Source organism: Desulfosarcina variabilis str. Montpellier, from assembly GCF_048565275.1.
Lineage (GTDB): Bacteria > Desulfobacterota > Desulfobacteria > Desulfobacterales > Desulfosarcinaceae > Desulfosarcina > Desulfosarcina variabilis.
Genome location: NZ_CP159846.1, coordinates 1,114,009 through 1,135,298 on the forward strand (window position 1 = coordinate 1,114,009; position 21,290 = coordinate 1,135,298).

Below are 21,290 nucleotides of genomic sequence, written 5' to 3' on the forward strand. Positions count from 1 at the left end.
GTGGTCTTACCTGAATTCAATGCGGAATACAAACTCCGAGCCGTAAATGCCTTTGCTGTCCTGAAATCCGCTGACCAAAATATTGTCAAGCAATTTGTATTCCGATATGGCCCGTTGGATGATTTCACCATCTTTGGATTCCACGGCATATTTAACGGTCATGCGATCAGATAAATGCTTGCCCACGGTAACCGTCACGCTACTGGCTTCCTCATCGTCATCGCTGTTGCCGTTTTCCTCCACCTGCAAGATATCGATTCCGGTGCTTTTTTTTATATCATCGCCAAATGTGTCGGCGATCAATTCCGCCATGATCTGACCGGTGCTGAGTTTTGATCCACCTTCCCCGGCAGTCAGTTCACGGCCGGTTTTTCCAAAGAGGACCAGTGACAGAATGTCCGAATCGGTCTCGGACGGATTCGATGAGAGCTTGAGATCCAGGTTGTCCGGCTTGCCTTTGATGGTCAGGGTGATTGTCCAGCTTCGGATCTGGGTCTCGCTGACAATATCGATCTCGGCTTCGGTTTTGTATGGATTGACAAAATCAATGACGCCTTTGGTGACCTCAAACGTTTTTTTCTGGAAGGTGACAGTACCTTCTTTGACCTGGGCCCGGCCACTGACGATGGGCCGAGCCAGCGTGCCGCCAACTTGCAAATCCGGGCTGATTTCAAGCTCAGCCAGGTTGTTTTCCACTTCAAAGGCCTGACGGTGGCGGATGGCGATGTCCAGGTTGACCGTATCGAAGTACGGGATTGTCAGCGGTTCGGTGGTGGGGGTGACCTGGCGCTGACGTTCAGTGGCCGCCGTAGCCAGTTTCAACAGGTTGATTTTGACATCTTTGTAATAAAGGCCCTCAAGGACAACAAGTTCTCCTTTGGCTTCGGCAATTCCGTCACGTCCCGTAATACCGATGTCGGTGTTGAGCAGCAGCGAAAGGGTGTCGGGAATCTCTAACGGAAGCGCTTTGGCGCCCATTGCCAGGTTGACGTCCTTGGGGACGAAATGTTGATGATTGACCGTTCCATCCAGGGTGAAAGATCCGGTGTCCAAAAATCCCTTCACATCTTTGACTCGGATGGTACTGTCGGTCAGCATAATCTGGCCATTGAGATCATGAAGTTTTTGAGTGATGCCAGGCACCACCATGGCAATGCTTTCCAGATCGACACGGGCATCGAACAGCGGAAAATCCGTGCTGCCGGAAAAACGCCCATCCAGGGCCACGATGCCGGCGGCATCACTTAGCTCCGGATTGAAGGCACCGGCAGCGGCCAGGGGCAGACGCCCGTTGACGGCCATATTTAGCTGGCCGTCAAGCTGGGCATCTCCCTGTATATTCAGTTTTCCTGTGCTTAAAATAGCCATTTCAAATTCGGGGATGGATAGTTTCCCGCCATCGAAGTGCATGTGAATCTGATTTGTTTTTACCAGGGAAATGTTTCGCGAGAGCAGATGCAGCGAGTCGACGTCCACCGTTGCCTTGGCATTGCGTGCATCCTGGATGTTGCCGGCGGCCTTTACCTGACCGGACAGTTTGCCATGGATATCAGGTATGCCGGCCGCTTTGAAATACGTTGCCGTTTCGGTATTGTCAAAATCCAGATCGATATGGAAATCACCCTGCCGCAAATCGCAGGTTGCATCCAAGATGGCATTGAGGTCGCCCTTGGCCTTGGCTTGCATGTCATGCAGGCTATAGGAAAGGTGCATGTCGTCCAAGGCTTCGTCATTGATGGTCACCTCAGATAGGGTCAGATGGCCTTCAATGTCGGGGTTTTGTATATTCCCCTCGGCCGTAGTGACCCCTTGCAGCTTGCCGTTGCCTGGCACGCGGTCCTTCAAATGCTGAATATTGGAAAGGGAGATTCCATCTGACTTGAGTTGGATCGCCATGGTCCGATCCAGTCCCACCCAACCGCTGGTGGTGATTTTCTCTTTGGGTGCAACCCCTGCCACCAGCCGGTCGATCCATAATTTGCGCTGGTACAACCGACTGTCCAAGGTAAACAATGACACCGGCTGACCGGCAATATCAATATCTTCACCATTGATGGCAATGGTTCCTTGGGGATCATTGATCTGGCCGGTCAGGGCCGCCTGCAGGGTGAAATCACCGTTGGCCTGATCAATAAAATCCCCTGGATTTAAATGGTCGGCGCTGGCATCGAAGGAAAACGACGGATCCTGCACGGGTGTCATGGATCCAGGGACCAACAATTGGAGCTGGCCGCGGGCGGTGAGGACGGAGGCATGATTGGTCAGATCCAGCTGATCCATGGTAACCGTGCCGTTGTCCCAACGCAGGCGGGCATCCACGTGGCCGATGGTGGCGGCCTTACTGGTCAGGGATGTTGCTTTAAGGGTCAGTGCGCCTTGCAGTGCCTTCAAAGGACCGCTTACCGTCAGCCGCCCATCCAGTGTGCCATGAACAGGTGGCGAATCCATGAAATCAGCGACCGAAAAGGAGGTGATGTCAACGGCGGCGGCGTTGTCGTAATCCGGATCGATTTGATTGTCCCGTAAGCGCAGCCGGCCGCTGCCTTGAATGCGGGATTTTCTGTTTTCCAGCGTCAGTGTGGATAGGTCGATAATACCGTCCTGATCCATATTCAGATCGATGAGAAGATTGCCCAGGCGGTAGGTTTCAACACCCAAGTTGCGGGTTGACAGGCTCAAAGACAATTGCGGCTGATCGAGGCTGCCGTCTGCCTGAATTCTTGCCGTGCAGGCACCGCTCGCCCATGGGACACCCACCACGGCCAGGGCATGGGAAAGATCCGGGGCGTTCAACGCAAGATCCCCGGCCAGTGTGCGCTCGTTCACATCCATGCGACCCGTACCGGACAATTTGAGACCATCGGTGTCGGCATTCAGTTGATCGATGAAAATTTTGCCCTGGTCCATTGTTCCCGATACCTTCAGATCCGTATCCACCGGCCGGTCCATGCCCGGGGCCAGCAGATGGCGTCCTTTTGCATCCAGGGTCAGCCGGGCCGACATGGCTGACGGGCTGATGCCTGTGCCTTTCAAGTGAATGCCGCCGTTGAGTTTTCCGGTCATTGACATCCATGATTTCAACCAGGGGGATAACTGGGGAATGTCCGGAACCAGGTTGAGCGTATACGTGACGGCATCCATGTCGGCCGGTGGCTCGAGAAAGCCTGACGGAAAGGCCGTGCGCAAATCCGCTGTTCCGTCAAGGTTGATCGTGCCGTCGGCCAGCCTCAGGGCGCTGTCGTTGATCGTAACCAGGCGATCTTCAAGACCGACGGACAGGCGAAATTGATCCAGCGGCTGCCCGGCAAACCAGCCGTCATCGATCGTCAGCCCGATCCGGGCCAGCGGATTGGCAATGGCGCCCTCAAGGCGAAGATCGGCGTTGGCCATACCGCGATAATCACCGGCGATATTAAGCGCGTCTTTCAGCTCAGCCAATGGGCTTGCAATGCTCAGACTGGCATCCACCACCGGTTTACGGGTGAGTGCGTCAAGGTATCCGTTAAGCTTTGCGGTTATCTCGCCGGCCGTGATGGTGGCTGTTGGCAGATGCAGCTTATCCCCGTTCAGGCGGGCCTTCAAGGTGATCTGGGCCCCTGGTGGCTGGATTGTCTTATCCTGGTAGCGGGCACGGGATACATCAAGATCCAGACCGGCCTGTTTCGCCTTGAGATCTCCATTGGCGGAAAGGGTGATCCCATCGGCATGGGCCTGCATATTGTCATCCGGCAGCTTGAAGGACAGCCGTCCACCGATGAGTTGGAATGACCGGCAAACGAAATTAACCGGCAAGTCGTCAAGATCCGTTGGGGGAGATGAGTCGGGCTCCTCCTTTCCAGGCGCAACAACCGCGCTCACCAGGTTCAGCCCTGATGTCTTATCCAAAAGCAGGTCCGCCCAAGGCGTTTTTAGGCGAACGTCTTCTAAATGGATTTCTCGCTGCAGTAGCGGCAACCAGCGAAGCGTTACCAAAAGGTTGTCAAAGCCCGCTACCGGTGTTCCCGATAGGTCGTAGAGGATAACGCCATTAAGTTCAAGGCGTGGCCGGAGGATTGATAAACGACAGCCGTCAATGGCCACAGAACCGGGAATGGCCGCGTTGATCCGTGATTGCAGCCATGTAATACCGGGGCTGGATTGAATCCAGATCAACATACCGCAACAAACAATCGTAAGCCCGGCGACGACGATTGCGGCAAGTATCAACATGGGGGGGTGCTTTGATTTCATGGCACAAAAATACCGCCTCTGGATGGAAAGAACAATCGCCAAAGGCGGTATAAGTACAACGGTTTAATAAATAGTTCAAGCCCCTGCGGCTGTGGCGGCCGATTCGACGCCTTTGCTGAAATCCGTAGGCACCGTGGTCATGCGCGCGGCCAACTCCCTGTCCAGCATCATCAACCCTTGAGGATTGTCCTTGATCCATTTGAGCTGGGCAATGATATCATTGTCGTTTTCCTCTTCTTCAACCTGCTCGGTCACATACCATTCGAGGAAAATCTGCGACGCATGATCCTTTTCGGCAATGGCCAGTTCCATCAGATCGTTGATGGAGCGGGTGATGAACTGTTCGTGTTCCAACGTCTGGTTGAACATGTCCAGTGGGGATTCAAAGCTTGTTGGTGGTGCTTTGATGGCGGCCAGCTTGACTTCGTTGCCTTGGCGCTGAATATATTCGTAGATTTTCATGGCATGCAGCATTTCCTCATGATACTGAACCATGAACCAATTGGCGAACCCCTTGAGCCCCACCTGGTTACAGTGGGCCGACATGGACATGTACAGATACGCCGAGTACATTTCCCGATTGACTTGTTCATTTAATGCCTGAGACATTTTTTCGCTGATCATTGAGATCTCCTTTCCGGTGTATTCTGCATTTTCTTTTTTTTCACGTGTTGCCATCAACGGTATCATTGTGGACCGCCCGATGGCCCACAGGATCAAACAAATGGGGCGTGCCGGGCGGGTGGTGAACTAGTAATCATTGAACGTGTCTACTTCAATAGATAATCCGGAATACCTTGGAATGAGGGAAAGAAAAGTTGGTGGTGCTTTTTAGATTACCCCTTGGTCCAACATGGCCTCAGCGACCTTGATAAAACCAACGATATTGGCTCCGATGAAATAGTTCCCGGGATGGCCGTTGGCGTCGGCTGCCGCCAGGCAGGTATCATGAATGCCCTTCATGATAATTTTTAGCCGGCTGTCCACCTCATCGCCCAACCAGGTCAAACGAATACTGTTTTGGGTCAGCTCCAGACCGGAAACCGCAACGCCACCGGCATTGGCGGCGTTGCCAGGCCCATAGAGAATGCCTTTGTCCATGATAATCGTGCGTGCCTGGCTCGTACAGGGCATGCTGGCGCCTTCGCATACCAGCTTTACGTTATTGTTGATCAGGTGGTAGGCGTCCTGGGCGTTGATTTCATTTTGGGTGGCGCAGGGAAACACGAATTGGCCGCGATGTTCCCACAAGGGATTGCTTTCCATTTCAGGCGTTGTGGGTGTATAGGTGGCGTCGGGATATTGATCGACATATTCGCTGATCCTACCCCGCCTGATATTTTTCAGGCGTTTTACGAATTCGAGCTTGTCTAAATCGATCCCTTGTTCATCATAGATATGACCGGATGAGTCGGAAAAGGTCATTACCTTGGCGCCCATTTCGATTAGTTTTCTGGCCGTGGCCTGGGCTACATTTCCCGATCCGGAGATCAGGCAGGTTTTGCCCTCTAATGTGTCGTTACGGGCGGCCAGCATCTGAGCCGCGAAATAGACACAGCCAAAGCCGGCCGCTTCTGGCCGGATCAGGCTGCCGCCCCACCCCAGTCCTTTGCCGGTAATAACGCCACTGAACTGATTGCATAGTTTTCGATACATGCCAAACAAATAGCCGATTTCGCGTGATCCCACGCCGATATCGCCTTCCGGAACATCCGTGTCGGCACCAATATGGCGAAACAACTCCGCCATGAAACTCTGGCAAAACCGCATCACTTCAGCGTCTGATTTACCCTTGGGGTCGAAATCCGCACCACCGGCCGCGCCTCCCAAGGGCATGGTGGTAAGGGCGTTTTTCAACACATGCTCGAAAGCCAGAAACTTTAAAATGCTCTGGTTGACCGATGGATGAAACCGCAAGCCGCCTTTATATGGACCGATGGCGTTGTTCATCTCCACCCGGAAGCCCCGATTCACCCTTACCTGTTGGGCGTCATCCAACCAGGGAACACGAAAGGTAATAATGCGTTCAGGTTCAACCATACGCCTGGCGATACCATGATGACGGTATTCAGGTGTCTTATCCAATACCGGTTGAACACTGGTCATCACGTCCGCTACGGCTTGAAGAAATTCTTTTTCGTGGGGATCTCTGTCGTGGGCATCGTGCAGGATATGGGTCATCATGAATCCCCTTGTTTTTGGGTGAATTCATAAAAGGCGTTTCGCAAATTTTAACCCCATCCGACAAAAAAAAGCGAGTTTTTTTTAGCGGTTTTTCGCCATGCCCGGTCAGTAAACGATTAATCGGACTTGATTCAGCATTTGGGATTTTTCTTTTGTGGGAGCATCGTTAGCAGCGATCTATCCAATTTATGACAAAAAAACTATTGTTTTATTCAAAGCAGCCAATAATATACGTAGATCCATTAGATAAGGAGATACGACCATGAAAATCAACGGCACTGATCTTCAATCCCAACTGAGTGTCTACAAGACCGCGCAATTACAGGGTAATAAAATAGAAACGGCGAAAACTACCACCGCAAACGCCGCTGGTGCTCAGCAAGATCGGGTTGCCTTAAGTGAACAGGGACGGATGATCGCCGATGCCCAGCGAGCCGTGGCGTTTATTCCCGATGTCCGCGAATCGCTGGTCTCAGAAGTTCGCAATGATCTGGAAAGCGGATCCTATGTTTTCGACAATCAACGTTCTGCGGAAGGGATCTTAAAGGAATCGATGGTCAATGAGGCCGCCATGTCTTTCTAAATAAAGCAACATGCAAAAAAAGGAGACGGTTATCCCACCGTCTCCTTTTTTTATTTAACCAATTGATTTGCAAATAACCTTTACAATTTATACCCATTTGCAAATAATCACCCATCACCCATCACCCATCACCCATCACCCATCACCCATCACCCATCACCATCCCCGATGTTCTCATTTTCAATGATTGCTTTGGGATTGTATATCTGAGCTTTACCCGTTGCATAAAACAGGGTTGGATTATCTTGATCGTCCACAACCGTTATATTGTACAGTGCGCCCGGCGCTTCCTGCTTGGCTGCATCAAGGGTGGCCTGCCACAGTTTCCAGGCATAGCGCCAGGCGGTGACGTCCGAGTTTAGCGGAGTATCTTCTTGTGGGGGCGAATAGACCATGTCAATGCCGGTCTCGGTTTGTTGGTGAAAGCGGACACGAAATCCTTTGGGTTTTCGAATCCATCCGTTTTCGATTATTTTCAATCCATCTGCGACTTTCATTTTTTCCCCTGTTTAGATAAATTCTTCATCCAATGGATCACAACGCCCATGGGGATCTGGCAATCCAGTGGCGCCTGCCGCGTTCCCGCCCTTTTCATCCGGATCAAGATGCAAATCCAGCTGGGGAAAGGCGAAACGAATCCCTTCATGATCAAAGCGAAGTTTGGTTTTTTCCATCAGATCGCAGCGGGCAACCCAAAACGATTTTTTATCGACCCAGCAGCGACCCCCGATCTCCACACAATTGCTGGCCAGGTTCAACACATAGACAACGGGGGCCGGTTTGGTTTTGACCCGGGGGTCCTCGACCATCACCGCTTCCAGGGTCTGCTTGGCATGCAGCAAATCCTGATCATAACGGATATTGACGTCGATTTTGATTCGGCGGCTTCCATAGAAGTGATAATTGATGACGACATCGTCCAAAATTTTTCGGTTGGGAATAAAAAGGGTCTTGCCGTCGACCGTCCTAAGACGGGTGTTCAAAAAGGTGACGGCTTCGACCTTGCCCAAAAGGTTGGCGGCTCTGACCATGTTTCCGGCTTTAAACGGCATGGCGGGGATAAAAGGCCGTAGAAAAATAATCAGTCCCACGCCGACCAGGGCCAGGATCGTGAGCAGTTTCAGCATGTTGGCCGGGTTTGCGCCATATTGCACGGCGGCGACCATCACAACCATAATGACCATGATAATATAAACGGCATTACAGATGGCGGTGACGTTTTTGGATGCCGGCAGCAGCCGATGCAATAGAATGCGCAGTCCCTTATCGATCCAGCGGGCAACCAGCAACCCCAAAATCAGAATGCCCAGGGCCAGGGCCATTTCCGTGCCATGCTGAGAAAGTGTCTCTCCGATGCGCTCTAACCGGTTCAATTCATTGTTCATTAAATATATTCTCCTACGGATTGACAGCTATAACCGAATAACGATCGTTCATTTTTGTTGGAGGAACGAATTAACAGGGAAAAGCCGGATTTGGCGTAGAGGAAATAGCCCTATCGATCATCGATTGTGGAAAAAGACCGATTTCTTTTTATTTAATCGGGATCAGCTTGTGCGTCAAGCGCTTCCTATGGGCAGCAGCAATTAGCGCGTCTCAGAGATGACATTGTTGAGCTTCTCTTCAAGTGCTTTCATCTGGAAAGGTTTTTGGATGAAGTCGTCTGGCAGCCCGATGTCGGCAAAACGATCTTCAAGCTGCTGGCGGGTATATCCGCTGGTAATGATGATTCGGACGTCGGTGCGTATGTTCCGTATTTGTTGCATGGTCTCCAATCCATCCATGCCCGGCATGGTATAGTCGAGCAGAATGCAGTCGATGGTGGCCGATGCCCGTCTGAAGATGTCCAGAGCCTGCTGGCCGCTTGACGCCTCGAGTACTTGGTATCCCAGTCGCTGCAGGAATTGACATCCAACTTCCATGACCATGGCTTCATCGTCGACCAACAGCACCGTTTTATCCGTGGTCTGTGTTTCTGCCTGCACCGGTTCCGGTTTGGATTGCCCTAAACAAACCCCCTGGATGGGAAACAGGGCTGAAAAAACGGAGCCTTCATGCTTGACGCTGCTGACTTTGATGGCTCCTCCATGGGAACGGATGATTCCCATGACAGCTGCCATGCCAAGTCCGCGTCCGGTGAACTTCGTCGAGAAAAAAGGATCAAAGACATTGCCCAGGGTTTCGGCATCCATACCGCAGCCAGTGTCGGCCACCTCCACATAGGCGTATTTTCCCTCAGGCATCTCTTCTTTAAGATAAGTGGTGGACAGATAATGCCGATCGCAATGCATGGAACCGGTTGAGATACGGATGCGACCACTTTTGTTTTCCAGTGCCTCGATGGCGTTGGTCACAAATCCGGCTACCATTTGACGCATTTGATCGGCATCAGCGGCAACCAGCGGCATGGGATCGGCCAAGTCCAGTTCCACCACCACATTGGCCATCGCCGGCTCATCAATGCTCGCCAGAACGGATTTCACCACCTGAGACAGGTCCACCGGGATACTTTCCTTTTTCAGTTGTCCCACATAGGTTAGCATCATGCTGCTCAGGTCGGCTGCGCGCTGGGCCGCGTTGATGGCGCGTTGGATGTTGGTGACGGTGGTTGATGGCTCCGACAGATCCTCCTTGGCCAATTCCAGGTTGCCCAATACCACCATTAAGAGATTGTTGAAATTATGGGCAATGGAACCGGCCATGGTACCCAGGCTTTCCATTTTTTTGGATTGTTGCAGCTTGGCTTCGTCTTCCGTGCGTTTGCGGTCGGCTTTTTTCCGTTCGGACAAATTCCGCGAAACCCCCAGAACAGCATCGGGAAGGCCTTTTTTGTCCACCAGGAAACCGGCGGTGACTTCGATGGGAATGATACGCCCATTTTTGTGGTACTCTTCCAGTTCAAGGGTGATCGAATAGGTTTTGGGATCGATGTTTTTTGCTTTGGCCGCTTCCATGGCCTGGTATAGTGTTTCGGTGGCGCGTTTGACAGAATCGGGGGTTAGATATTGGTCGATGGACAGGGACATGATTTCATTGGGCGTGTATCCTTGAGCCGTTTCCACCGATGGGCTGATATATTTCATCTTCATGGTTTCAAAATCAAGAATCCAGATCACATCGGCCACATTTTCCGTCAGCAACCGGTGGCGCCGCTCACTTTCCTGAATCTGAGTATAGGATTTTGCATTGACAACGCCGGTGGCAATCTGGGGGGCAATGCTCATGAGCAGGTTGACATCGCTGGTGTCAGCCTCTTTTTCAGCGCCCTTGGCATCAACAAAGAGAAAACCGACCGGTTTTTGTTTGTAGATCAGCGGGATACTGATCAGCGTGTCGACTTCAATGGACTTTAAGACATTGATTATATTATTAAGAATTCCCGAATCCGGGTTCTGGATATCGCGTAGGAACAGCGGCTGACCACTGGTTAGGGATTGAACGAAGATGTTGCTCGTGTTGTCAACATCGATTCGAACTTGCCAATCCTTGATCGCATGCTTTTCCGAATCGGAAAGGCCGAAGCTTGCGCCGTGACGCAGTTGGCGCCTGTCGTCTTCATACAGGGCGACCATTCCCCGGGTAAAAATGGTGTTGCGGGAGATGGATTGGAGTACGGTGTTGATAAAATTATGTGTTTCTAGTATGTTAACGCTGGCTTGGCCAATTTCTTTGACCAGGCGGGTATTATAATGGCGGATTTCGATCTCTTGCAGCAGATGACCGGCCGCATCCCCCTGATCTTTTAAAAAACGGACCAACTCCTTTTTTTCCAACCGGCTGCTCACCAGAAAAATAGCCATGCAGATGAGCGTCATGCTCAGCACCACTAACGCCCAGGGAAGTATGGGCATAAATGCCACTGTGGCTAGCGCAAAAAGCAGGGCCAGCAGGCTGGCCAACACACCTTTGCGTTTCAAGATCGTGGACGTTTTTTCCTTCCAGGCGATCAGGTAACGGCAGGCATCATCCCCCCGGTGCATGCATTGGGGGTGATTGACCTGGGCGGGCTGGCCGGTCTGGATTTTGGCAATGCTTTCCAGAATGCCCTGACGGTTCTTACATTGAAAAGGCTCTTCCTTAACTCCTTTTCGAACCCGGATCAACACTTCTGCCTGGGCTTTGCCGGTAATGGTGGTCTGACATAGATGTCCCCGCGACCATTTGGCGTAAATGCGGTCCAGGGCTTTGTACATGGTCTGCGGGGTAATAAACTGCATCCCATATTGCATGACCGTTCCCGTTGATTTCATATAAAGCGCATGCTGTCCGACTTTATAGGCAATATCCGGGTCCGACAGCTTTTTATTCAGGCATTCATGAAAGACATTGATTTGTTTTTGGGTAAAAAAATGGCCTTCGTCGTTTAAATCGAAGCGTGTGATCCCAGCGCAGTTCAATAGCGCACCAATATCCACATCCAGGTTTTGGGTCTGGATGTAATTGATGTAGTTGCCCAGGATGCCACTGTTGTAAAGCGGGGTCTGGTCATCAAAAGCGGATGCATCGGATATCGTGGTGGTTCTTTTCAAGACCGCGTTGTTCCCAAATCCTGTGGTTGGTCGATATCGGTAATATCCCGATTTCATATACCGCTAGTATCGGCGAGGAAATGAACTTATTAAGAAAAAAATCAAATTGCATACTAACGTGAGCGATTACTGCATGAGCCACCGGCATCAGGATGCCGGTGGCCGCAATGCATCAAATCGTTTGTATGGATAGGGGCGTGTCTGCCATTTTTTGGTTGGCGGCGTCAAGCAGATCGCGGCTTGAAATAACCGCCACCGCCTTGTTTGAATGGGTATTGTCAAAATATTGCTCGGCTGCCGTCATGACCGCATTACGATCGATTTTGAGCAGGTTTTCCTTGTTGCGCTGACGCGTTTCATCGGACAAGCCAATCAGCTGACGGTAAAATGCCTTGCGAGACGCAGGTCCCGGTGGATCGGGTTTGTCGATGTCTGAGCAGACCTGTAATACCGCTTCCTTGACGTCTTCTTCGGTAAACTTGCCCGAGCGGATAAAATCCACGGTGTGATGGTAAACGGCAAGGGTATTGACAATATGGGGATCGCGATAGGAACCGAAGCTGAATAGTCCGTCTTCAGCATTGTAAAGGGCAAAACCCCCATACGCGCCTCCCTTTTCACGGATTTCCCTGTGCAGGTACAAAGACCGCAGCATTTTGGCCAGCACCGATAGCGCAGGGCTGTCCGGATGACCGAATCGAACCGTTGGAAACGTCTGGGCCACAAAGGAGACAGCCGTGGAGGTACACCATCCTTCCTGTGACGGTCCCTGTGCCTGGGTCAGCCGGGGGGCAACAAAGCCGTCCTGGCCGCCGGTATCCAGCGCCTTGATCATATGGTTTAACGGTGCCTTGGCTTCCTGTAGCATGGTGGATTCACCGATCATGGCCATTTTGATATTTGGGGCACAAAACAACGTCCGGCCAATGGCCCGCAGGTCAACGGACAATTTTTCAATATGATCGCCATCGGTTTCCTTTTCCACCTGTTTGATATGCTGCAACTGGTGAATGCCTCCCCACATTTCCTGAAGATGATTGGTGGGCGTGAACCCCCGTGAGGCAAGGGAAATGGCCAGGCGATGACCGTTATGGATGACGGCGGATTCAAGGCCGGCCCGGTATTCCAGTACCAGCTGACGTAAGCGCTGGAAATCGGAAAAATCCACCTGACTGGTCAGCTCATGCAAAATATCGAACATTTTTAGCTGATTACGATTTAGGCTCTTGCCGGTAAAGGACATAAAGGGCAGGCAGGCGCCACTGTCGTCAAAGCGGGTTCGGGCATTGGCCGAAAAACCGATGCCGCCTGTATATAAATCGATACGGCGGGCCATCTGGGAGTAATCGCAGGCCTGGGTGCCCATTTTGGAGACGGCGTAGCAGAAAAACGGTACCAGCGGCATCAAGGCACTGTCCACCATGCCGGTGCCCAGTCCCCCTGAGCAATAAAAAATGCCCGATGTGTTTTGGTCGTACGCCAACACGGGGGGCTGAAAAATGCCTGGGGTGGCAGGAATGCGCACGACGGATGGGGGGATGTCTTCACGTTCCAGGGTGGGCAGGCTGGACAGATCCTCCTGGGCCTCCTGGAGTGCCTCTAAAGCGGCGGCATCTTTTCGGATGCGTGCCCGGTCATCGGTTGTCAGGCCGGCCAACCGATCGGCCAGTTCCTGGTCAACGCGCTGATTCTCGGCTGCTGCCATGTCCTGGTCGGGGACCAGGGTAAAGCGCACACGGTGGGGATTGTCCAAAAAGAATTCGCTGATTTTCTTCTCCAGGTACCGGTTTCCGGAAAGCCGGGTGCGCAATCGCTCAAGATCTGCATCCAGGTTTAGGATACGCTGCGGATCACCCCCATGCAGCCAGCTGGCCGACACGCCGATAAGCAACTTGATGCCATACGGGTACGGGGTATTGGTAATCTCCTTGCGATGAAATTCGATCTGGTGGATCGCCGATTCGACCAGCTCCGGATCAATTCCGTCGTCGGCCAGGCGTTTGAGGACATCAAAAACGATGCGCTCGATCTTTTCCGCATCTGTATTCGTCACATCTTTAAGTCCCACAGCGAACATGGTGTCCCGGTTCTCGCCGTCGAATCCCGTGCCGTCGGACAGGGCGGTGCCCAGTTGGCTGTCCATCAGGGCCTTGCGCAGCGGGGAGGCGGCATTGCCGATGAGGATTTGCTCAAGGATCACGGCCACGAGCACTTCGTACGTGTCTTTGATATCATTGAGCAGCCAGGCTACACAGGCCTGATATTTCCGGGTGGGATCATCGTGCTTATCCAGCGGGTAGGGGTAGGTGACGGTTTTGGGTGCCGACCAGCGCGGTTGCGAGGGGACATCGGTCATGGGGTCGATGCGCGAAAAATGGCGCAGTACACGATCCTCGATAAAGGCCAGGTGATCGGCAAGGGGCAGATCCCCATACGTGTAGAAGAAGGCATTACTGGGATGGTAATGACGGGCATGGAAATCTTTTAGCTGCTGATACGTCAAACTGGGAATCACCGATGGTTCGCCGCCAGAGTTGAAGCTGTAAGTGGTATCCGGATACAAGGCGTTGAGCAGGCTGCGCACCATGACCTGGTCCGGTGACGACATGGCGCCTTTCATCTCATTGTAGACCACGCCTTTATAGGCCAGACGCGGATTTGCATCGTCACCTTCCAGGTCCAGCCGATGTCCCTCCTGCTTGAAACTCAACTCATCGATGGCAGGGAAAAAGGCCGCATCCAGATACACGTCCATCAGGTTGTAATAGTCCTTACGGTTCTGGGTGGAGAAGGGATACATGGTCCAATCCGAGGCGGTAAAGGCGTTCATGAACGTGGACAGGCTGCGTTTAAGCATGGAGAAAAAGGGATCGCGCACTGGAAAACGCTTGGAACCGCAAAGCACCGTATGTTCCAGGATGTGGGCCACGCCGGTGGAGTCGGCCGGTACGGTCTTGAACGCCACGCCAAAGGTGTTTTCTTGATCGGCGTTGCCGATGTGGATATGGCGGGCGCCGCTGGTGTCATGTTCCAATTGGTAGAGCCAGGACCGAATGTCCGTTAAATAGGAAACGGTGTTGACGGTATAGCCGCCTACCCGGCTGCCCGCTTTGAATTCGGGTGGTTTCGCAGCGTGTTCTGTTTTCATTGAAGGCCTCCAGTGACATTGTCGCGTGAAAACGGGACAGGGTCGGGAAAGGTTGTCTGGGTTAATTTTTAATCTGATAATGGCCGCGACTCACCCGTCTGATTTTTCCCATCTGGTTGAGGCGGTAAATAATATTGCGCAGCTTTTTATCGTCATAGCCGGTTTCTTCACGGATTTTACTGACGCTGATATCATCAGGGCTGTTTTTAATCAGGTTGAGTACCGTATCGGTGGCACTGGCTGGAGATGCCTCTCCATGGTTGGCCACCCCGCGCCGACCTCGCGGCGCGGATGCTTTGATCAGTTTTTCCATCCGGTCGAGTCGCTCGGATATCCGGTCAATGTCCCGTTTGGTGGGGATATTGTAGTTATGCATAAAAAATTTGACCATGGCATCGAAGCTTACCGCTTTGCCTTTTCTTTTGGTCATTCGTGCCTCCATGGTGCGCATTGGTATAAAACGCCAATCACTTAACATACGTCTTTTGGGATAAGTCACTAGACATACGGGAAAACTAAGGGATAACGGATTCAAAGTCAATTTAGAATGGATTCAATTGCCTGGTGCAGCCTTGGCCAAGGTACTATTATGCCCACAAAATGGCTTTATTCATCGTGGATGCCCAATTGCGCCAACGCCTGGGTAACGGTATCTTCCTTGGTTTTATAGGTATCCACGGCCGCATTGGAAAATACATAAAAAGGGCCCTTGCCCGCGAAATGCTCACGGGTGATGACAGCATCAACCGAATGCCGGATTAAAAATTCTGCGACTAGAATTCCCTTACCATGGCCCACATGGGTGAATGGATTGGTCAGGATTTCCTGTTTGATTATTTTACGATCTTTTATTCTGATGGTGACCATGGCAAAGCAGGGGGCTTCACCAAAATGATCAGAGATCATCTGGCCTTGATCATCCATCAGGGGGAAGGCATAAACCAGCGTTTTCTTCATGATCGGTTCGTAGTAAATCAGGACCCGGTCGACATTTTTGATCTTCTCTGAAATATTGGCGGTGATTCGGTTGGCAATAAAGGCGGCTTTTTCCAGCTCGTGTTCTTTTAATACGATATTGGCTTCGATAAACTTGTAACGCCCTGAATTGCGTCCCGTTAGATGGTTGATGGCCGTCACCCGAGGCTCCGCCATGATCAGTTTCTCAGCCTGATTCAGGGTTTGGTAGTCCAAGGATGCATCCAGCAGCACACGGATGCCGTCGATAAAAATTTTTCCGCCAGACCAGGCGATAATCGCAACAACAATAAACGCGGTGATACGGTCCAGGTCGAAACCGGCGAAGCTGCCCAAAAGGCCTGCCAGCACCGCCCCCCCGGCGAGCACATCCACACCGATGTGTTTCGCGTCAGCAACCAGGCTTGGTGAGCCTATCTCACGGCCGACCTTCGCCGCATAGACGGCGTAGACGAAAGCAACACCGATGGCACACAATACGCAAGCAATGGTTGCTTCGACATTTTGCAACTCAGCCGTTGTCCCAGAAATGGCCTCCCTGGCAATTTCGTAACCGGCGAACAAAATGGCCAGCGCCACGGCAACCGATGCCAGGTTTTCAACCTTGTAAAGTCCGTAAGGAAAGGCGCGGGTCTTGCGTTTGGCAATGATAATGCCGATGAAAACCGTCGACGATGCAACAACATCGGACAGCGAGTGAAAGGCGTCAGCCTTGAGGGCAATGCTGCCTGAAAGGCTGGAAAAAAAATATTTGATGACGAACAGGAGCAGGTTTACCATGATTGCCAGCAGCGCAACCTTCGTCCCTTTCTCCATGGCTATGGTTTCCTTTCGCTATATACTTTTCGAACGTATTGCCTGTAGTGCTTAACGCTGTTTTCATCTAACCAAAATTCGTATGCGGCATGGTATTCCGGCGTGTTTCTGTTTTCTTCGAGGATCAGATTTATTTTTTCAATAATTGATTTTCCCCAGTCATTTTTAGGAACGGCGATATATCCTAAAAAATAGTCCGGCATCCCTGCTATCGGAAAACTGACAAGGTTCATATTTTTCTCAATTGATTTTGCATAATACTGCCCTTCATTTGGATAGCCGATAATATAATCAAGTCTGCCAGCATTCATCATTGAAAGCAGTTTTCTCAATAATGACTCATCATCGTAATTAACGAAGATATTCTTATGATTTTTATGTTTCATCAGAATTCGGTCAATAATTCCGCCATAGGCTCTTTCAGCGGAAATGCCGACTTTAAGGCTGCTTTCCATAATCGCTCTTTCCAGCAAAAATTTGCCTTGACTGTCAATGTAAGGTCGAAATTTACCTAACTTATGACTGAATACCAGGACGGCGTTGGGGATCAAAACATAAGCAGGTATTGACACTTCTACATAATTGGTACGATCGGACCTTTTTAAAAACGCTGGGTGAGCGACCTTTGCCTGATTCTTTAACAATTCTTGAGCTCTTGCTATGTTGCATTTCAAAAGCTTGTGCCGATACGCTTTCAGATTGTTGATAAGCAGATGTAGAACAAAATCACCATACCCTTTGTTGGCAAACGGACCATCTTCAATATGGACTGGCGGAAATCCAAGGTAAATCCAGGAAATCGTATCATCGCAATAGCCCGAAGACAGGGGGCCGCATAAAGTGATAATGGCCACCCATAACAGCGAAATTCTTTTTTTCATGAGTGCATCCTTTTCACCCCCAATGGACATACGTGGGCACAAGAGATTTGGGCTTTGACTCAGTATCGCAGAGCTGTGGGCGTGGGTCAATATGATCATCCTCACGTGATTTTGTGATGCAGCATACGACCTTCATCTCCAATTGATTTCAGTGTTGCCAGCATAGAAGGCCTGACGTATAGTTGAAACATCTTCCGCAAGACCCTGCTAACCCACGAAAAGGGGTGAGGCTATGCGTACCATCATCGAGCCGTTCAGGATCAAGTCCACGGAATCCATCCACCTGACCACTCCCGAAGCGCGGGCCGCTGCCCTCAAACGCGCGCATTACAACGTTTTTTTGTTGGATGCGAAGGATTGCTGTATCGATCTGCTGACCGACAGCGGTACCGGTGCCATGTCCACGGCCCAGTGGGCGGCGATGATGTTGGGCGATGAAAGCTATGCCGGCAGCCGTTCCTGGAAACGGTTTGAGGCGACGGTCAAGGAGATCACCGGGTTTGCTCATGTCCTGCCCACCCATCAGGGGCGCGCCGCCGAAGGCATCTTATCTGAAACACTCGTGAAACCAGGATCGGTGATTCCCAATAACAGCCATTTTGACACCACCCGCGCCAATATCGAATATGTTGGCGGCAAGGCGTTGAATCTGCTTTGCCCGGAAGGATTGTCCACCCAGGACCAGAGCCCGTTCAAGGGAAATATGGACGTGGCGGCGCTAAAAGACTGCATTGCCAAGCATGGCCCGGAAAAAATTCCGTTTTGCATGCTGACGGTGACCAACAACACCGGTGGGGGACAGCCGGTTTCCATCCAGAACGTGCGTGAGGTCAAGGCTGTGCTTCGCCAGCACGGCATCCCATTGGTTATTGATGCCTGCCGGTTTGCGGAAAATGCATTTTTCATTCACGAGCGCGAGACCGGGTACGCGGACAAACCCTTGCTGGAGATCGCCAGGGAGATGTTTGCTCTGGCTGATGGCGCAACCATGAGTTGCAAGAAAGACGGACTGGCCAATATCGGCGGTTTTCTGGCCTGCAACGACGACGTCTGGGCCGAGCAATTCCGCAATTTGCTGATTCTCCGGGAGGGATTTCCTACGTATGGCGGGCTGGCCGGCCGGGATCTTGAAGCCATTGCCGTGGGACTGAAGGAGGCGCTCGAATTGGATTACCAGGTTTACCGTCACGCGACAATCACTTATTTGAGTGATCATCTGACCGCCCTGGGCATCCCCATCGTTCTGCCGCCAGGCGGTCACGCCGTTTTTCTGGATGCCAAGCGTTTAGCCCCCCATATTCCACCGTCCGGTTATCCGGGGATCGGCATTGTCAATGCCCTTTACCTGGAAGGTGGGGTTCGATCCGTGGAACTGGGCAGCGTCATGTTCGCCAAGAAAGACGCCCAGGGCAACGAGCAGCCGTCACCACTGGAATTGGTTCGCCTGGCGATTCCTAGGCGTGTTTATACGCAAAGTCATTTCGACTATCTGATCGAAGTATTGGAAACCGTATGGCGGCAGCGCAATCGGCTGCCGGCCTATCGGATTGTCTGGCAACCTGAGTTTTTGCGACATTTCACCTGCCATTTTCTTCCATGCGAGGCATAGGGGCCAAGCACGAGCAGTAAATGACCTGTAAAAAAGATGCGAGGTTTCGCTGGTCTGCCTGTTGTTGAGCATAAGTTATTGTTTTGCATTGATTCTTTTTCGTCCAATACCAGCAAGGCTAACCAAGCCGGTTCCAATAAGAACTAAGGTTCCAGGTTCGGGCACAGGGGCTGGAGCTGGCGTGCTTTCCGCTATATAGCCTGTAATGTTTCTGATATTTCCTTCATCATTCCATGCCCATTCGTCGTATCTGTCCCAGATGGCAAGAAATTGTTCGCTTCCTGCACCATAAAAGTCGTTGGCTTCACCCTCACCCCAGCTCGTAAAATCCCAATTCTCTCCAGTTACCCAGTTCCAGTTGTCATATTCATCTTGATATCCCCCAAGCCAGTATTCACCGCTCAAGGAACTCATCAGGGTTGCAATAAATTCCTGCTCACCATTGGAATCTATCGTTGCGAGGTGGTAATCAGAACCCAAAGTCGTCGCCAAGTGCTCGTTGGCTGAAGCCCAGTCTTGATCTTCGTAAATTATTACCACGTAGTCATGACCGTTGAACATAATAGCATCGGCCGTGCCGATTGCTCCTGTGACCATAAAAATGATTGCTAAAAGAATTCTTGTTTTCATTGCTTTTACCTTCATTGATCTAATTTTTAATAAAAACATCTTCACAACCATTATTCATGACTCGGTAGTGAATAGCCATAACTTGGTAAAGAGCAATAGATGTACCATGATGAAAAGAAAGTAAAACCGCTGATTCGGGTTAAATTAATTTGTATTTATTTCAATTTGATAGGAATCAATGGGAGGTATTTTTGTGAATGGAGGAATTGCTTCAAAAAGAAGCATTCCAAACCATGATAGGAGTCTAATTACTTGTTATAATATATAATTCCTGATTTGCATTAAAATGAATCAATTCGTGTCTTGCTTCAAAATGGAGCAATGGCTTTTTGACATTGCAGTCATGGGTATCCCGGAAAATCTTCTTGCGTTTAATCCCTCGGATAATGACAAGATGCAAAATCCCATGAGCAATACGGGGGAAATGATCATTGCATGGCCTGGGACATCTGATACGCCCATGCAATGGCGTGGCTATAGCATGCGGCAACTGTTTTCTGGTCTATCCCCATCTCCCGGCACAGCGCTTCAATCATAGACGCGTTGGCATTTTCGAGAGCGATCACCAGCTTTAAATATTTCCCGTAGGTTGAATCGGGATCAAATAAACCGGATTGAATATCATCTGAAAGCGGCAGGTTGCCGATGATGGTGTCTAATGGGACTTCAAGCATGGCTTCAATGAGCGACAGCATACCAAATAAAAACATGCTGTCAGGATTAAGCGACGCCATCTGTCCTTGCTCGACCAGTTCCTCAAGGAAGCGGCCTCGATTCAATCCCATGACATAAAGTTCCGGGGTATTGCCTTGCACATTCAAGTCTGCCATGACGGCCATGCGCAGCCAATATTTCAGCCGTTTGATTCCGATCATTCGGATGGCATGCGCCACCGATTCGATTTTTACCTGGAAGCCAAAGGCGGCCGAGTTCAAAAAGTGCATTAAGCGATAAGTGATACTTGGATCTGCTTTGATGCTTTCCTTGATTGATTGAACATCTACGTCCGGTTGCTCAATGGTTTGCAAAATTCGCAGTTTGGAAACTTGGGTCGATTTGAGCGTCCGCCCCCGCAAGTTCACGGGCTTGGCGAAAAAAAAGCCTTGGTAGAGGTCACATCCCAAGGCACGCAACTGCTCAACGGATTCACGGCAGTCGACTTTTTTGGCCAGCTTCATGCAGCCGATGGCGCCGACTGTTAAAAAGATCTCTTCAAGCGCCGACTCGGTTTTACCGGCTGTATCGATTTTAATGATATCGGCAATGGCAAGCAACGCATCGTGCGGGACCTGTCCGCCGTGGGTTTCAATGGCAATACGATACTTTTCTTCCTTTAATGATCGCAATGCTTCGATCAGGGATTTGCTCGGTGGGTCTTCAGCCTTGATTTCAACAACGGTTACTTCCGGCGGAAGCCCCCGCGGCGCACCGTCCAGTATTAGTTTTTCCGTGAAATTGATGGCAATTTTTTTGGACTGGTCACAGAACTCCTGAGCTTGGGCGAATCCGAATGTGGCCACACATAATGTGGCGATGTCATGATTTTGTATTTCGGCATGCTGCTTGCCGGATCCATTGCGGTAGAGTAGTTCATACCCCCAAATTTCACCGACGTTGTTGAAAATTGGCTGTTTTGCTACAAAAAAATATTCAAAAAGCGGTTCTTTTATCGGTGATGTCATTTGTGTGTGTCCTCGAAATACAT

Annotated in this window: 14 protein-coding genes; 2 read left to right on the forward strand and 12 right to left on the reverse strand. The window is 50.9% G+C overall.

Annotation, left to right across the window (positions count from 1 at the left end):
- Positions 1-6: 6 nt before the first annotated feature.
- The 3 genes from Dvar_RS04915 to gdhA all read right to left on the reverse strand — a co-directional run bounded on the left by Dvar_RS04915 (position 7) and on the right by gdhA (position 6,411).
- Positions 7-4,230 (reverse strand): translocation/assembly module TamB domain-containing protein, encoded by a 4,224-nt coding sequence (locus Dvar_RS04915; RefSeq protein WP_419660590.1) that lies wholly within the window; start codon positions 4,228-4,230, stop codon positions 7-9.
- Positions 4,231-4,305: 75 nt separating this feature from the next.
- Positions 4,306-4,854, reverse strand: coding sequence for a ferritin (locus Dvar_RS04920; protein ID WP_419660591.1), 549 nt, complete (start codon positions 4,852-4,854; stop codon positions 4,306-4,308).
- Positions 4,855-5,061: 207 nt separating this feature from the next.
- Complete coding sequence (gene gdhA, locus Dvar_RS04925) at positions 5,062-6,411, reverse strand: NADP-specific glutamate dehydrogenase (RefSeq protein WP_419664069.1); 1,350 nt, start codon at positions 6,409-6,411, stop codon at positions 5,062-5,064.
- 265 nt (positions 6,412-6,676) lie between these two features.
- Here gdhA and flgM point away from each other — a divergent pair, with 265 nt between their 5' ends.
- Positions 6,677-6,997 carry a flagellar biosynthesis anti-sigma factor FlgM gene (gene flgM / locus Dvar_RS04930; protein ID WP_419660592.1) on the forward strand — a complete coding sequence of 107 codons (321 nt, stop codon included), beginning with the start codon at positions 6,677-6,679 and terminating at the stop codon, positions 6,995-6,997.
- 149 nt (positions 6,998-7,146) lie between these two features.
- Here flgM and Dvar_RS04935 read toward each other — a convergent pair whose 3' ends face one another.
- The 7 genes from Dvar_RS04935 to Dvar_RS04965 form a co-directional block, all read right to left on the reverse strand.
- The gene (locus Dvar_RS04935) at positions 7,147-7,494 is read right to left on the reverse strand and encodes a hypothetical protein (RefSeq protein WP_419660593.1); all 348 of its coding nucleotides are present in this window, start codon (positions 7,492-7,494) and stop codon (positions 7,147-7,149) included.
- A gap of 12 nt (positions 7,495-7,506) precedes the next feature.
- On the reverse strand, positions 7,507-8,382 hold the full coding sequence (locus Dvar_RS04940; RefSeq protein ID WP_419660594.1) for a mechanosensitive ion channel family protein: 876 nt from the start codon (positions 8,380-8,382) through the stop codon (positions 7,507-7,509).
- A 201-nt stretch (positions 8,383-8,583) separates the two neighbouring features.
- The gene (locus Dvar_RS04945) at positions 8,584-11,526 is read right to left on the reverse strand and encodes a response regulator (RefSeq protein ID WP_419660595.1); all 2,943 of its coding nucleotides are present in this window, start codon (positions 11,524-11,526) and stop codon (positions 8,584-8,586) included.
- Between the two features lie 172 nt (positions 11,527-11,698).
- Positions 11,699-14,674 carry an insulinase family protein gene (locus Dvar_RS04950; RefSeq protein ID WP_419660596.1) on the reverse strand — a complete coding sequence of 992 codons (2,976 nt, stop codon included), beginning with the start codon at positions 14,672-14,674 and terminating at the stop codon, positions 11,699-11,701.
- 61 nt (positions 14,675-14,735) lie between these two features.
- Positions 14,736-15,104: a hypothetical protein gene (locus tag Dvar_RS04955; protein ID WP_419660597.1), complete on the reverse strand. Its 369-nt coding sequence runs from the start codon at positions 15,102-15,104 to the stop codon at positions 14,736-14,738.
- 176 nt (positions 15,105-15,280) lie between these two features.
- On the reverse strand, positions 15,281-16,465 hold the full coding sequence (locus tag Dvar_RS04960; RefSeq protein ID WP_419660598.1) for a cation diffusion facilitator family transporter: 1,185 nt from the start codon (positions 16,463-16,465) through the stop codon (positions 15,281-15,283).
- Between the two features lie 2 nt (positions 16,466-16,467).
- Positions 16,468-17,346 carry a TIGR02285 family protein gene (locus Dvar_RS04965; RefSeq protein ID WP_419660599.1) on the reverse strand — a complete coding sequence of 293 codons (879 nt, stop codon included), beginning with the start codon at positions 17,344-17,346 and terminating at the stop codon, positions 16,468-16,470.
- 232 nt (positions 17,347-17,578) lie between these two features.
- Between Dvar_RS04965 and Dvar_RS04970 the strand changes: the two genes are divergently transcribed.
- Positions 17,579-18,955, forward strand: a complete 1,377-nt coding sequence (locus Dvar_RS04970; protein WP_419660600.1) for a tryptophanase — start codon at positions 17,579-17,581, stop codon at positions 18,953-18,955.
- Positions 18,956-19,030: 75 nt separating this feature from the next.
- On the opposite strand, the gene Dvar_RS04975 is transcribed toward Dvar_RS04970, so the two are convergent.
- Both Dvar_RS04975 and Dvar_RS04980 read right to left on the reverse strand, forming a co-directional pair.
- Positions 19,031-19,585 carry a PEP-CTERM sorting domain-containing protein gene (locus Dvar_RS04975; RefSeq protein WP_419660601.1) on the reverse strand — a complete coding sequence of 185 codons (555 nt, stop codon included), beginning with the start codon at positions 19,583-19,585 and terminating at the stop codon, positions 19,031-19,033.
- 428 nt (positions 19,586-20,013) lie between these two features.
- Entirely contained in the window at positions 20,014-21,267 is a 1,254-nt protein-coding gene (locus tag Dvar_RS04980) for an EAL and HDOD domain-containing protein (protein ID WP_419660602.1), read from the reverse strand.
- Positions 21,268-21,290: the final 23 nt, after the last annotated feature.

Coding starts and splice junctions, on each gene's coding strand:
- Dvar_RS04965 (WP_419660599.1), bottom strand. CDS start 17,346: ATGAAAAAAAGAATTTCGCTGTTATGGGTGGCCATTATCACTTTATGC.
- Dvar_RS04915 (WP_419660590.1), bottom strand. CDS start 4,230: ATGAAATCAAAGCACCCCCCCATGTTGATACTTGCCGCAATCGTCGTC.
- Dvar_RS04940 (WP_419660594.1), bottom strand. CDS start 8,382: ATGAACAATGAATTGAACCGGTTAGAGCGCATCGGAGAGACACTTTCT.
- Dvar_RS04935 (WP_419660593.1), bottom strand. CDS start 7,494: ATGAAAGTCGCAGATGGATTGAAAATAATCGAAAACGGATGGATTCGA.
- Dvar_RS04920 (WP_419660591.1), bottom strand. CDS start 4,854: ATGATCAGCGAAAAAATGTCTCAGGCATTAAATGAACAAGTCAATCGG.
- flgM (WP_419660592.1), top strand. CDS start 6,677: ATGAAAATCAACGGCACTGATCTTCAATCCCAACTGAGTGTCTACAAG.
- Dvar_RS04960 (WP_419660598.1), bottom strand. CDS start 16,465: ATGGAGAAAGGGACGAAGGTTGCGCTGCTGGCAATCATGGTAAACCTG.
- Dvar_RS04970 (WP_419660600.1), top strand. CDS start 17,579: ATGCGTACCATCATCGAGCCGTTCAGGATCAAGTCCACGGAATCCATC.
- Dvar_RS04975 (WP_419660601.1), bottom strand. CDS start 19,585: ATGAAAACAAGAATTCTTTTAGCAATCATTTTTATGGTCACAGGAGCA.
- Dvar_RS04950 (WP_419660596.1), bottom strand. CDS start 14,674: ATGAAAACAGAACACGCTGCGAAACCACCCGAATTCAAAGCGGGCAGC.
- gdhA (WP_419664069.1), bottom strand. CDS start 6,411: ATGACCCATATCCTGCACGATGCCCACGACAGAGATCCCCACGAAAAA.
- Dvar_RS04980 (WP_419660602.1), bottom strand. CDS start 21,267: ATGACATCACCGATAAAAGAACCGCTTTTTGAATATTTTTTTGTAGCA.
- Dvar_RS04955 (WP_419660597.1), bottom strand. CDS start 15,104: ATGACCAAAAGAAAAGGCAAAGCGGTAAGCTTCGATGCCATGGTCAAA.